Genomic DNA, 13286 nt, shown 5'->3' with positions numbered 1-13286 from the left:
AATTGCCCTCAACTTGCGTTCATCCAAGTAGGTGGGAACGCCGTGGCGCTGGAGGTGTGAGTTGGCGGAGAGGGTGGGATTCGAACCCACGTGCCGGTTTCCCGACTAGACGCTTTCGAGGCGCCCCCGTTATGACCACTTCGGTACCTCTCCGCGCGAGGTAGGACTCCGAATTTTACCACGGGCCTTACATCGAGCCCAGCCAGAGCGGCTCGGCCGGACGCCGATGCCCGAGCCTCGGCTGAGCCGCCGCACTTCCAGTGCGGTAGGCTTTCTCCCATGCTCCACGCCAGGCGCCCGCGGCCGCCGCTTGACGCATGCGTCACGGTCCTGTGGACCGTGACGGCCAAGCCTGGGCCACGCCGGCTGGAGCGGGTGCTTCCGACCGGCACGGCCCAGATCGTGATCAACCTCGCCGAGGACCGCACGCGCGGCTACGACGAGGCACGTGGCTTCGCCGTCGTCGAGTCTTCCGGTTCCGTGCTGTGCGGCCCCAGCACCCGCTACGGCATCATCGACACCGACGAACAATACGACGTCGTGGGCGCCTGCATCGCCCCTGGAGGCCTGCCGTCGCTCCTGGCAGCGCCGGCGGCGGAGTTCGCCGAGACCGAAGCACCGCTCGACGCCCTATGGGGCACTCGCGCTATCGATCGCCTGCGCGCCTGCCTGCTCGAGGCCCGTACCGCCGACGCCCGCCTCGACGTGCTCGAAACGGCACTCCTCGCCCACTGGCGCGAAGCGCCTCTGCATCCATCGGTCGCATGCGCGCTTGACGCCTTCGCGCGCCGCGCGGCCGTGACGACAGTGGGCGACGCCGTCGCCGCCGCGGGGGTGAGCGCCCGTCACCTCATCGATCGCTTCACTGCCCAGGTCGGACTCACACCGAAGCGGTTCTGCCGCGTGCGTCGCTTCCAGCGCGCGATTGCCGTTGCCCACCGCGGCGCCGCCGAGGACTGGGCCGCCATCGCGGCCGATTGCGGGTTCTCGGATCAGTCCCACCTGATCCACGAGTTCCGCGCCTTCGCCGGGCTGCCGCCCTCGGCGTACCTCGACCACCGCACGCCCCACCGCAATCACGTCACGTTCCTGGATGCTGACGGCATGCGTGTCGACGGATGAGGGTAGTGTGACTAAGGCTCTCTCGCATTGGGCGGGCGTCCCACGACCGGGGCGCGTCCTGCTCGACGGACGGTACGCACGCCTGGAACCGTTGACCATCGAACGGCACGAGGCGGACTTGTTCGACTCGGCTCGGCAGCCTGGCGCGGAGGCACGTTTTGCGTATCTGTGGGATGAGGTGCCGGCTGACTCCCACGACTTCCGCATCTGGATGGAACGCGCCGTCGGCGCCGACGACCCGCTGTTCTTCGCGGTCATCGACAAGGCAACCGGACGCGCGGAAGGACGTCAGGCCCTGCTGCGCATCGATCCCGTTCATGGCGTCATCGAAATCGGTCACGTGCTGTGGGGGCCAGCCATTGCACGCACACGCGTGGCCACAGAGGCGCTGTATCTCTTCGCCACGTATGCGTTCGACACACTCGGGTACCGCCGATTCGAATGGAAGTGCAACGACCGCAACGTGCCGTCAAAGCGGGCGGCGCTGCGCTTCGGCTTCACCTTCGAGGGGATCTTCCGCCAGCACATGGTGGTCAAGGGGCAGAACCGAGACACGGCATGGTTCTCCATCCTTGATTCGGATTGGCCGACGCTGAAGACAAGCTACGAGCGTTGGCTCGCGCCGGACAACTTCGACGGCGATGGGCGGCAACTGCGCAAGCTCGAGGAGCTCCGGGTGTGAAGTAGCGCCATCCGCCTCCGCTCGCTACGGCGGACAGAGGTCAAATTCCTCCAAGCCTCGAGTGCGCCCGGTGCGCGACGATAAGGCCATGACCGACACGACCTACCGCACAGTCACTCCATACCTGCTCGTGAACGACGCCGACGCGCAACTGCGGTTCCTCGAGGCCGCGTTTGCCGGGACCGTCCGACACTGCAGCCGCACGCCCGATGGCCGGGTGATGCATGCCGAAGTCACCATCGGCGACTCGCTCGTGATGCTCGGCCAGTGCGGCCCCGAATGGCCGGCGCGGCCCTGTGCCCTTTACCTGTGGGTCGACGATGTGGATGCCACGTGGGCGCAGGCGCTGGCGTCAGGCGGCACCGAAGAGAGCAAACCCGAAGACAAGCCGTATGGCCACCGCAACGCCGGCGTGAACGATGCGAATGGCAACACGTGGTGGATCGCTGCGCCCGTGCGCGAGTCGCACGCGTGAAGGACGACCAGCATTAACGAAATGCCGGACTGCTGGAATGCCGGAATGTCGAAAGCTTCAGCGTTCGGTGTTCCGCCTTCGTTAGGGCTTCGGCGGACAAGTCGGCGTTCGGCGTTCTCGAAAGAACTCCACCATGAGCCGTTGCGCCTCATCGCCCAGGACGCCCTCGATGACCTCGACGCGATGGTTCAGCCCGGCGACGGCGAGCACCTGTCCCGTGGAGATGACCGCACCGGCCCTGGGCTCGCGTGTGCCGAACACGAGCCGGGCGATACGCGCATGCACGAGCGCGCCCGCGCACATGGTGCAGGGCTCGACGGTCACGTAGAGATCCGCACCCGTAAGCCGATAGTTGCCGACGTACGCGGCAGCCTGTCGCAGGGCCACGATCTCGGCGTGCGCCGTCGGGTCGACGCCGCTAATGGGACGGTTGTAGCCACGGCCGATGATCACGCCGTCGCGGACGACCACGGCACCGACCGGCACTTCGCCCAGTGCGGCCGCGGTGCCGGCCAGGCGCACTGCTTCACGCATGTAGTCGATCGCGTGAGCCGACGACACGTCGGGTGAACCCATCGGAGCCCATTGTGCCGTACGCAGGCCCTGCGCACGGACAACGGCCGAGAATTCTGGCTGTGCCCTCGGCCCAGGCCCTGCCTGAGACCCGAACCTGGAATCTGCCTCCGCGTTGAAACGATCGGCCCTGGCCAGGATCGCCTCGGGCCTTGGCCATTGCGTGCAAGGCGCACGGCGCATCGACCTCGCTTGCTACACCGCAGGGAGCAATCAGGGCAGGCCGCGCGCCATGGGAACGCCCCCCTACCAAGATGCTCGCCGATCCCTGGGCCGTCACGGGCCTGTACGAACCCGGCAGTCATAGCGTTCAAGGCTACGAGGGCAGATCCGATCCAGATGCGGAGCATGTACGCGTCAGCCGGCGAACGGTCTCCCACGACGTGAGCCACGACGGCTGCGTCACCGCCACGGCGCTGATATCGCCAATCAGTGGCCAGTCCTCGAGCGCATCTTATGCCTGACACAACGACGACACCCGCCGACGACACGCGGCCCATTCACGACGCCGCGGCGACCATGCCGCCCCTGCCGGGCCCGAAGGCCATCGTCCTGTTCTCGGATGGCACCGGAAACAGCAGCGCCAAGCTGTTCAAGACAAATGTCTGGCGCATGTACGAGGCCGTGGATCTCGGGCCGGCACCTCCGGGCAAGCGTCCCCAGATTTCCTACTACGACGACGGCGTCGGCACGTCGGGGTTCAAGCCGCTGGCCGTCCTCGGTGGCGCATTCGGCTGGGGCCTGCGACGCAACGTCCTCGATATCTACAAGTACGTGTGCCGAAACTACAAGACCGGCGACGAGATCTACGGCTTCGGCTTCAGCCGGGGAGCGTTCACGATGCGCCTCGCCGTCGCCCTCATCGCGGCCGAGGGGCTGGTGCAATCGGACCGCGAGGCCGAGTTGAATCGCCTCAGCCGCGAAGCGTACCGTTCGTTCAGAAAGAACTGGCTGCCCCGCAAACTGACCTGGCCGACTAGGTTCCTTCGGCAACTCCGAGACGGGATCACATCATGGCGGGATCGAAGGAAGGGCCGTAGTTCATACGATGCGAAACAGAACCTCGCGCCGCCGATCCGTTTTGTCGGCGTCTGGGATACGGTCGCGGCCTACGGCGGTCCTTTTGCCGAAGTGACCCGCGCCATCGACAACTGGATCTTCCCCCTCAGCATGCCCGACTACCAACTGAACAAGAAGGTCGTCTGTGCGCGTCATGCCCTGGCGCTCGACGACGAACGTGACGCGTTCCAGCCACTGCTGTGGGACGAGGTTCACGAAGAGTCGGCCGGCATGCCCGCGGGACGCCTTCAACAGGTGTGGTTCACGGGGATGCATTCGGACGTCGGCGGCGGGTACCCGGACGAGAGTCTCAGTTTCGTCTCGCTCCTGTGGATGATGGAAGAGGCCGAGAAGGCCGGCCTTCGGACGCTGGACACGATCAAGTCGCGGTTCGTGGCGCTGGCGAGTAGCGCCGGACCCATTCACGACAGCCGGCATGGGGTCGGCTCGTACTATCGGTATCAGCCGCGAAAGATTGCCGCGTGGCTCCATCCCGTGGACGCGCGGACGTACAGCTTGCGTGATCCCGCGATCGTGACGGTCGATGGCCACCCCAAGGGACTGCTCACGCACGTCAGGGTCCACGAAAGCGTCGTCGCGCGGATCGCGAACGGGACGGATCGATACGCGCCGATCACGCTGCCCGAGCACTTCGAGGTGTTTCCGCCGCAGGTCGAGGGAGAGAACGCGCCGCAGCCCGATAGCGATGATGGGCGGCCTGCCGACGATGGGCGGCTTGCCGACAATGGAAACGTGCATCCGATGGTGAGCGCCGCGCTGCGCGCCCGACTGGCCGAGCCGGAGGCCACTCGGGCGCGAGCCATGGCGATGGAAGCGGTCTGGGATCTTGTCTGGCGCCGGCGCGTGACGTATTTCGTGACCGTCGGCCTGACGTTGCTGCTCGTGACCATGCCCTTCTGGGCGGACAAGGTGCCCGAGTCGCCGGTGCTGGCCGATGGCCGCACGTGGATCGATGGTGTGCTGCGCCTGGCGCTCCTCGTCACGCCGGCCTTCCTGCGGTTCTGGGTCGACTCTTTCGCGGATAACCCGGCCTATTTCCTGATCGTGGCGGCGCTAATCAGCGCACTGATGTGGCACAGTTCGGCCTGCGAGCTGAGCCTCCGCGATCGAGCGAGAGCCATCTGGCGAGATGCCACGACACCACACGGGCCAGTCGCCCCGCCCACGGCACCGACGCGGTTGGAGCGCATCCGTACCTCGACGACCTATCAGCGCGCCGTGCAGGCGTTCAAGTGGAAGTTCCTGCCGAATGTCGCCGTCACCCCGGTTATTGCCATCGTGGCGCTGTGGGCGGGCGCCGCACTCCTGACACAAATAGAACTGCCATGGCTGGAAAGCGGCGAGACGCTGTGCAAGTCCAACGGCAGCGCGCTGCCGGACCTCGATCGGCACGAGATGGATTTCTCGACCCGGACGCCGTGTTACTCGGTCCCTGCGAAGGCCGTCGAGAACACGCGCTACATCGTCGAGATGACGGTGAAGGAGAAATGGTTCGACGGTACAGCGGCGACAGACCCGGTCGGACTTACCGCGGCGGAGCTGGGACTCGTGGGTTACCTCGGCGTGCCGTTCCGTCGCGTCATCGAGGCCAGGTATCTCCAGCCGATGATCGAGATTCGCCAGCCACCCCGACCCTTCCAGTTCGACAGCGTGCACATCTATCCCCTGGAGATGCAGTGGCACAACGAGTCTCAGCTCTACCGAGGCGAGTTCACGGCGCCTCATGCCGGCGAGCTGTTCGTGTTCGCCAACGACTCGGTGTCGCCCATCGATCCGCTCTTCTTCTATGAGCCACAACGGTTCCATAGCGGCAACCACGGGACTGCGCGACTGACCATCAGGCGTGCTGTCCCAGACAGCCCGGCCATGCCAGCCGCACGCCGTGAACGGGCCTTCGAACGCCACGCAGTTGCCCTGAAGTCCGGCCGCACGGGGTGACCGTCGGACTCCGACGGCTACACGACCTGGCGGTCGGCAGACGGTGAGCGTGCGCCACACCGGCGGTTCGACGGCAGGACGCCGAGCGCGAACGGCGCAAGTCGTGTGGCCGGACCGACGATTCGACTGCGGGGCGCAGAGCGCGCAGCGCGAGGCGCCCGCAGCTGAACTCGTGCAGGGCGCATTACGACGAACGAAGTGAGGAGTGGTGCGCCCTGCACGATTCGAACGTGCGACCTCCTGGTTCGTAGCCAGACGCTCTATCCAGCTGAGCTAAGGGCGCTTAGGGGCTGATGCGAGGTACCCATGTGACCGCTGGGCGCCACGCACAGAATTCGAAGTCTATCACAGCCCCTCATCTCCCTTCGCCTGGCGGCTTCGGTGCGACAAGTGCCTGACAATTCGGCAGTCCCGGGCATTCGGCATCCCGGCATTTCCCCTTGCCTCCCTGCCGCTCTGCTAGCATCTGCGCTGTCGCGCCCCCTCCCGCGACCCGCCACCCGGCCACATGCGGCTACCACCGAGCCCTCATCGCACCGTTCGGCCCTGGCGGGCCCTGCTCGCGACACTGGTGCTGGTGTGTCACGTTCGGCCCGGCTCAGCCGCCGCTGACGCCATCGCGACGGCCCTCGCGGCTGCCCCACCAGCCTTCTCCACGCGGCCCACTGCTGCCGTCGGACGCCTCGAGGGGACCGTGACCTTGCCCGGCAGGCGCGCCACGCGCACGACAGACCGTTACCAATCCTCCACCGGCGAGAGCCGCGACGTGCAGGACGTCCCCGCCGTCGTCTACATCGCCGGTCCCGTGCCCGGCGCGCCGCCGCGAACGTCGGCACGACCGGAACTGGCGCAGCGCGGCGAAGCCTTCCGCCCCGAACTGGTCGTCGTCCCCGTGGGCGCCACGGTGAGCTTCCCGAACGGTGACCCGCTCTTCCACAACGTCTTCTCGTACTCGCGTGCGAGGCGCTTCGACCTGGGCCGCTACCCCAAGGGCGAGACCAAGACCGTCGTCTTCGACAAGCCCGGTTACGTCAAGGTGCTGTGCGAGGTCCACAAGTGGATGCGCGCGGGGATTCTCGTGGTCGAGAATCCGTTCCATGCCGTGGTACAGGAAAGCGGACGCTTCCAGTTCGACGAGGTGCCGGCTGGCCGATATCGCGTCGTCGTGGAAACGTTCGACAGGCGCGCGCAGGCAGACGTGCAGATTCCCGAGGGTGGCACGGCAACCGTGACCCTCGCGCCGTGACCGCGCCGCCGACGACGCACCGGGAGCCATTCGGCGACAAGCTGCGGCGACCGCTCCGCGACGTCAGCTTCCGTGCCCGGTTGCTCGCCGCACTGGTGGGCAGCGTCAGTTTGCTCGGCCTGAGCAGCCTCCTCGTGGTCGGATACCAGACCCAGCGACAGGTTGCGTGGGTCGTGCAGCAGCGGGCCGAACAGACACGTCGGGCGCTCGCGGAGGTGGAGCGGTTGCGGCGTGCGGAACTGGAGCGGCTCGTGCTCCGTGTCAGCAGTTCCATCCGCATTGTCGCGGCGCTCGACTCGGCGGTGAATGGCGGCGACGATCGGGAGTTCGCCGACCAGGTGAAGTACGAGCTCGAACTCGCGGAGTTGCGCGAAGGCCTGGTGCGATTCAACGACACGCAGGGCCGCCCGGTGCTCACGCTGCTTGACGGCACCCGCATCGCCGATGCGAGGCAAGACGACCTCTCTCGACGAGCGGCGGCCAGCCACGAGGGCACGGCGAGTGGCTACCGGCTCGAAGAGGGGCGGCTGTTCCTCGTGCTGGCGCGCGCGCTGACGCTCTTCGAGGAGCCTGTGGGCAGCCTGACGATCGGCTTCGTCGTCGACGACGAGGTCGCGTCCCGCCTGAGCACGATCGTGGACGCGGACGTCTGCTTCGCGGCGACGACCTGCCTGGCGGCGAGTCCTGGCGCCCGCGACACCGCGCTTGCCGCGAGGATGATCGAGACAGCGCGGGCCAGCGCGCCGGCGTACGTGACACGTGAGGGGCGGCGGATGGCACTGGTGTCCACGCCCCTCCCCGCCGCGGGCCCGGTCGCAGCCGTGATTGCCGTGCCCCTCGACGACGTCCTGACGCCGTTCGAGCGGATCCGCCGGGTGGAGGTGATCGCTGCCGCTACCGCGCTGCTGCTCGCGCTGCTACTCGGTGCGGTGTTGTCGACGCAGTTGACGGCGCCCATCCGGACGCTCGTGGGCGCCACCGAGCGCGTCGGCCGGGGCGACTACGACTTCCACGTCGAGGTGCCACACCGCGACGAGCTCGGCACGCTCGCCGCCGCGTTCAACGGGATGATCGAGGGCCTCCTGCTGAAGCAACGCTACCGCAGCCTGCTCGACCTCGTGGTGTCGCCGGACGTGGCGGCGGAACTGCTGAAGGGCGACCTGCGCCTCGGCGGCGAGACGCGGCAGGTGACGACGCTGTTTGCCGACGTGCGGGGGTTCACGACGCTGACCGAGCACCTGCCGCCGGAGCAGGTCATCGGCATGCTCAACGAGTGGCTCGAACTCGCGGCCACCGTGATCGCCGAGGAGGGCGGCATCGTGGACAAGTACGTCGGCGACAGCGTGATGGCCGTATTCGGTGCGCCGATGGCCGACCCGACGCATGCGCTGCGGGCCGTGCGGGCGGCCCTGAGGCTGCGCGACGTGACCGCGGCCGTCGACCGCACGCGGCAGCAACGCGGCGAGGCGCCGTTCACCATCGGGATCGGTGTCAACACGGGCCAGGCGGTCGCCGGCAACATGGGATCGGCGCGACGACTGAACTACACGGTGTTGGGAGCGTCCGTGAATGCCGCCAACCGGCTCTGCGCGGAGGCCGGCCCGGGCGAAGTGCTCATCGGCGAAGCCACCTATCGGGAAGTGGCCGCCTACGTGATCGCGACCCAACAGCCGTCGCGGATCAGCAAGGGCTTCTCCGTGGCGGTCATGCCCTACCTCGTGAGCGGCCTCGTGGACCGGGCTGAGGAGGGCCGTGCGTGACGCGCGCAACCATGCGGTTGCTCGTCCTCGCGCTGTTGTCGATGGCTCCTGCGCGCGTCGATGCGCAGGTATTCGACGCCCCGACGCTCGATGAGATGGGCGTGCGGTACGTGTCGCCGGATGGCCTCGTACAGGTGAAGCCGAGTGTGCGCATCGAGCTCGATGGCTTCGTGCCGCAGGACGCCCCGGCGTGGCACCTGGAGGACACCAGCCCGTTTATCGCGGGTCGGGCCAGTCTCTTCGTCGACCTCTTCGTGGGGCGCCGACTCTTCGCGTCGACCGAGTTGCGCCTGGATCGCGGCCAACCGGCTCGGAGCGGCCCCATGCAAGGTCACCTGCAGCAGGCGTTCGTGCGCCTGACACCGGCGCCGGGCACGAACTTCCATATCCAGGGCGGCAAGTTCGTCTCGCCATTCGGAGGCTATCCGGGTCGGGCGCACACGAGCGCCGACCCGTTCATCCGGCCACCGCTGGCCTACGACCACCGCACCGTGATCTCGCCCACCGAGGTGCCCGCGGCCGTGGATGGCATCTTCACCTGGAAGAACCGTCCGCCGTTTCGCGCCGCCGGCCTGCCGATCGTGTGGGCCGTGCCTTACCCGATTGCACTGACCGTGAGCGGCGGGAAGGGGCCCGTGTCGGCCACCGGTGGCGTGACGACAACGGCACCGTCGTCAGAGCCCTCCGACTGGGATACGCTCGGCCCCGAGGCACCCGCCGGTCCGTCGGCAGTCGGTCAGGTCCGGTACCGCGTCTCACCCGCCGTGCAGCTGGGTCTGTCGTACACGCACGGTCCGTACATGCGATCGGGCGTGACCGATCCGGTCACGGGCAGGCGCGTGCCGACGCAGGACCAGGAGGCCTACGGCGTCGATGCGACCTATTCACGAGGCCTCGTCGACGTGCGGGGCGAGTTGCTGATCAATCGGTGGGAGGTATTCCGCGCCCCTGGGGATCCCCGCGACATCTCGTACTACGTCGAAGGTCATGCGCGCATCATGGCGGGCCTGTTCGTGGCCACACGCTACAACGCGATCCATTTTCTGGACCTCCGGCGATCGAATGGCCAGATGGAGCGCTGGGACTACGACCGTCGCCGATGGCAGTTCGGCGCCGGGTATCGCCTCGGACGAAGTTCCGAGATTCGCGGTGAGTACATGATCAACACGACCGTCGATGCCGACGACCCTCGTGACAACCTGTTGTCGTTGCAGTGGTGGTTTGCGTTCTGAAACGCGGACGGGAGACGGGAGACGGGAACCGGGCACCGGGCACCGGGAACCGGGAACCGGAACCGGAACCGGAACCGGCAACGGTGCAGAGATACAGGTGTAGCCGTCGGACTCCAAGGATATTCACCGCCTACGGCCTGCTGGCTGCAGCCTGCCCGGACCGCACATCGTGACTACCGGTGGCGCTGGCGCCATGGATCACGGGTCCGACGATCACCTGTCGGCCGGACAAGTCCGGCCGCTACACTCAGAGTGGCCTGACGATGAGCGCGGCCTTCGGCCTTCGGGCTTCGGCCTTCGGCCTTGAGTCTTGAATTGATTGGTTTCGACATTTCGGCATTCGCGGCATTCCGGCATTTCCAATGGTGCGACCAATGAGTGATGACGACTGCTGTCCAGGCGGGAACTGCACACCGAAGGTCGACCGGCGCGATTTCGTTCGGCTGGTGGGACTCGGGCTGACCAGCGCCGCGGCACCGCCTGTCTCGGCCAGCGGCGCGACCGAGGCCGACCAGTTGGCGAGTGCGATGCAGGTGCGTGCGGCGGAGACGGCACGCCTGACGGGCGACCTGGCGTGGCCGTCGCTGCGCGTCTATGACCGTGATCACCTGGCGCGCATCGCACTGCCGTTGGGCGGTATCGGTACGGGCACCGTGTCTCTCGGCGGCCGCGGCGACCTGCGCGACTGGGAAGTGATGAACCGCCCCGGCAAGGGCTTCGTGCCGGTGTTCGCAGGCGCGGCGCCGTTCTTCGCGCTGTACGCGCAACGTGGCACGGAGCCGGCGGTGTGCCGCGTGCTCGAAGGTCCGGTGGATGCCGACCAGTACGAAGGCAGCCATGGTGCCCCTGGCCCCAACCTGAACCTGCCGCGCTTCCGCAACGCGTCGTTCGCGACGGCGTATCCGTTCGGCCGGGTCGTGCTCACTGATCCCGACGTTCCCATCGAAGTGCACCTCAAGGCGTTCAACCCGTTGGTGCCGACCGATGCCGAGGCGAGCAGCATCCCCCTTGCCGCCATCACCGTCGAACTGCGCAATGCCTCGACGATGGCGGTGAGCGCTGCGGTCTGCGCCACCCTGCCCAACTTCATCGGTGTCGACGGCTCGGAGACGCGGAAGGACTGGAAAGGCGATCGGCAGTACGTCGGCGCCAAGCAGAACCGCAACGCCCTGCGTGATGGTGACAGCCTGGCCGGCATCTTCATGACCTCCGGCGGCGTCGAGCCGCTGCACGAGGCCTTCGGCACCATCGCGCTGGCGACCACGGCAACCACCGGCGTGACGCGACGCGCATCGTGGGTCCAGCCGCGCTGGGGGGTCCCGCTGCTCGACTTCTGGGACGACTTCTCCGCCGACGGTGCGATCGACGCGCGCGAGGGCGACCCGAAAGTGGATACGCCTGTCGCCTCGCTCGCCGTGAAGCTCGAGGTGCCCGCTGGGGGGACGCGCGAGATCACCATGCTGCTGGCATGGCACTTCCCCAACCGCTACACGTGGACGCCGGCCACGCCGCCATCCGGCGACGACCGTATCGGTAACCATTACACGACGCGTTACACCGATGCCTGGGACGTACTGGCCCGTGAAGTGCCGCAGCTCCAATCGCTGCAGGCGCGGACCGCCAGGTTCGTCAACACCGTCTGCGGCAGCGACCTGCCGCCGCAGGTGAAGGAGGCTGCGCTCTTCAACGTCAGTACGCTGCGCACCCAGACGTGCTTCCGCACGCCCGACGGCACCTTGTTCGGCTGGGAAGGGATCGCGGACACGCAGGGCTGCTGCCATGGCTCGTGTACGCACGTCTGGAACTACGAGCAAGCGACGGCCTTTCTCTTCGGCGATCTCGCCTGGTCGATGCGCGAGGTGGAGTTCGGCCACGCCACCGACGAGCAGGGCATGATGAGCTTCCGCGTGCACCTGCCCCTCGCGCGCGGACGCGCCTTCGGCAAGGCCGCGGCCGACGGCCAGATGGGTTGCATCATGAAGATCCATCGCGACTGGCAGTTGTCGGGGCGCGACGCCGACCTTCGGCGCCTGTGGCCAGCGGTGCGTCGCGCGGTGGAGTTCTGCTGGATTGCCGGCGGCTGGGACGCCGACCGCGACGGCGTCATGGAAGGCTGCCAGCACAACACGATGGACGTCGAGTACTACGGCCCGAATCCGCAGATGGGCCTGTGGTATCTCGGAGCGCTGCGCGCGGCCGAGGAGATGGCGCAACACGTCGGCGACGCCGACTTCGCGCGGACATGCCACTCGCTCTACGAACGTGGTCGCACCTGGATTGACGGGAACCTGTTCAACGGCGAGTACTACGAACACCAGGTACGGCCGCCGTCGAGTGCGGCGGCCGTCGCGCCGAGCCTGCTCGTGGGGATGGGCGCGAAGGATCCGACCAGGCCCGAGTTCCAGCTCGCGCAGGGGTGCCTGGTCGATCAACTCGTCGGCCAGTTCATGGCCCGCGTGTGTCGCCTCGGCTCCCTCGTCGATCCCGCGCACGCCCGGACCACCCTGCAGAGCATCCTGAAGTACAACCTGCGGGGCGACATGCATGCGCACTTCAACAACATGCGCGTGTTCGCGATGGGCGACGACGCGGCGTTGCTGATGGCCAGCTATCCGAAGGGCCGGCCCGAGAACCCGTTCCCGTACTTCACGGAGGTAATGACTGGATTCGAATATGCGGCGGCCGTGGGCATGCTCTACGAAGGGCTCGAGGCCGAGGGCCTCACCTGTATCGGCATGATCCGGGCTCGTTACGACGGGCTGCACCGCAACCCGTTCGACGAGGCCGAGTGCGGCCACCACTACGCACGCGCGATGGCGAGTTGGGCGGCCATCCTGGCGCTGACCGGCTTCCACTACTCCGCGGTCACCAAGCGCATGATCATCGCCCCGCGGCCTGGGCGGTTTCCCTGGTCCACGGGGCGGGCCATGGGCGAGTACAGCGTCACCGGCACAGGACAGGATCTGCGGGACCTCAGCGTCATGCTTCGCGTGCATGAAGGCACGGTGGACGTCGAGATGCTGGAACTGAAAGGACGCGCGACGTTCCCGAACGCCTCGCGTAAGCCGTTCACAGCCGGCAGCGCATACCAGTTCACGATGACTCCCCGACCGTAGCCAATGAGCGCGGCTCGATGGTAGAGCCCGCTCCGCGCGGGCCGGACGCGGGCGCCTCGGAG

Annotated in this window: 9 protein-coding genes and 2 tRNA genes; 8 read left to right on the top strand and 3 right to left on the bottom strand. The window is 67.4% G+C overall.

Going from position 1 to position 13286, the window contains the following annotated elements; translation table 11 throughout:
- Positions 1 to 62 precede the first annotated feature (62 nt).
- Positions 63 to 153: transfer RNA gene (locus LuPra_RS04175), tRNA-Ser, on the bottom strand.
- Positions 154 to 279: 126 nt separating this feature from the next.
- Here LuPra_RS04175 and LuPra_RS04170 point away from each other — a divergent pair.
- The 3 genes from LuPra_RS04170 to LuPra_RS04160 all read left to right on the top strand — a co-directional run bounded on the left by LuPra_RS04170 (position 280) and on the right by LuPra_RS04160 (position 2279).
- Positions 280 to 1122 (top strand): helix-turn-helix domain-containing protein, encoded by an 843-nt coding sequence (locus LuPra_RS04170; protein ID WP_110169585.1) that lies wholly within the window; start codon positions 280 to 282, stop codon positions 1120 to 1122.
- Entirely contained in the window at positions 1094 to 1804 is a 711-nt protein-coding gene (locus tag LuPra_RS04165) for a GNAT family N-acetyltransferase (protein ID WP_110169584.1), read from the top strand. Before LuPra_RS04170 ends, LuPra_RS04165 begins: the two co-directional genes overlap by 29 nt.
- Positions 1805 to 1892: 88 nt before the next feature.
- Positions 1893 to 2279 carry a VOC family protein gene (locus LuPra_RS04160; protein WP_110174522.1) on the top strand — a complete coding sequence of 129 codons (387 nt, stop codon included), beginning with the start codon at positions 1893 to 1895 and terminating at the stop codon, positions 2277 to 2279.
- A gap of 81 nt (positions 2280 to 2360) precedes the next feature.
- Here the strand turns inward: LuPra_RS04160 and tadA are convergent, their stop codons facing one another.
- Positions 2361 to 2855 carry a tRNA adenosine(34) deaminase TadA gene (gene tadA / locus LuPra_RS04155; RefSeq protein ID WP_110169583.1) on the bottom strand — a complete coding sequence of 165 codons (495 nt, stop codon included), beginning with the start codon at positions 2853 to 2855 and terminating at the stop codon, positions 2361 to 2363.
- 453 nt (positions 2856 to 3308) lie between these two features.
- Between tadA and LuPra_RS04150 the strand changes: the two genes are divergently transcribed.
- Complete coding sequence (locus LuPra_RS04150) at positions 3309 to 5870, top strand: DUF2235 domain-containing protein (RefSeq protein ID WP_110169582.1); 2562 nt, start codon at positions 3309 to 3311, stop codon at positions 5868 to 5870.
- 206 nt (positions 5871 to 6076) lie between these two features.
- On the opposite strand, the gene LuPra_RS04145 is transcribed toward LuPra_RS04150, so the two are convergent.
- Positions 6077 to 6153, bottom strand: a tRNA-Arg gene (locus tag LuPra_RS04145).
- A 225-nt stretch (positions 6154 to 6378) separates the two neighbouring features.
- On the opposite strand from LuPra_RS04145, the gene LuPra_RS04140 reads away from it, so the two are divergent.
- From LuPra_RS04140 to LuPra_RS04125, 4 genes are all read left to right on the top strand, one after another.
- Positions 6379 to 7116 carry a carboxypeptidase regulatory-like domain-containing protein gene (locus LuPra_RS04140; RefSeq protein ID WP_157898714.1) on the top strand — a complete coding sequence of 246 codons (738 nt, stop codon included), beginning with the start codon at positions 6379 to 6381 and terminating at the stop codon, positions 7114 to 7116.
- A complete protein-coding gene (locus LuPra_RS04135) occupies positions 7113 to 8876 on the top strand; it encodes an adenylate/guanylate cyclase domain-containing protein (RefSeq protein WP_110169580.1) in 1764 nt (587 codons plus the stop codon). The genes LuPra_RS04140 and LuPra_RS04135 overlap by 4 nt, the downstream gene beginning before the upstream one ends.
- Entirely contained in the window at positions 8873 to 10108 is a 1236-nt protein-coding gene (locus LuPra_RS04130) for a hypothetical protein (RefSeq protein WP_110169579.1), read from the top strand. The genes LuPra_RS04135 and LuPra_RS04130 overlap by 4 nt, the downstream gene beginning before the upstream one ends.
- A 374-nt stretch (positions 10109 to 10482) precedes the next feature.
- Positions 10483 to 13224 (top strand): GH116 family glycosyl-hydrolase, encoded by a 2742-nt coding sequence (locus LuPra_RS04125; RefSeq protein ID WP_162271291.1) that lies wholly within the window; start codon positions 10483 to 10485, stop codon positions 13222 to 13224.
- Positions 13225 to 13286 lie beyond the last annotated feature (62 nt).

It is taken from the genome of Luteitalea pratensis, from assembly GCF_001618865.1.
In the GTDB taxonomy this organism is placed as follows: Bacteria; Acidobacteriota; Vicinamibacteria; order Vicinamibacterales; family Vicinamibacteraceae; genus Luteitalea; species Luteitalea pratensis.
Note: the sequence above shows the minus strand (reverse complement) of the source record. Positions and strands in the feature narration are given on the sequence as shown.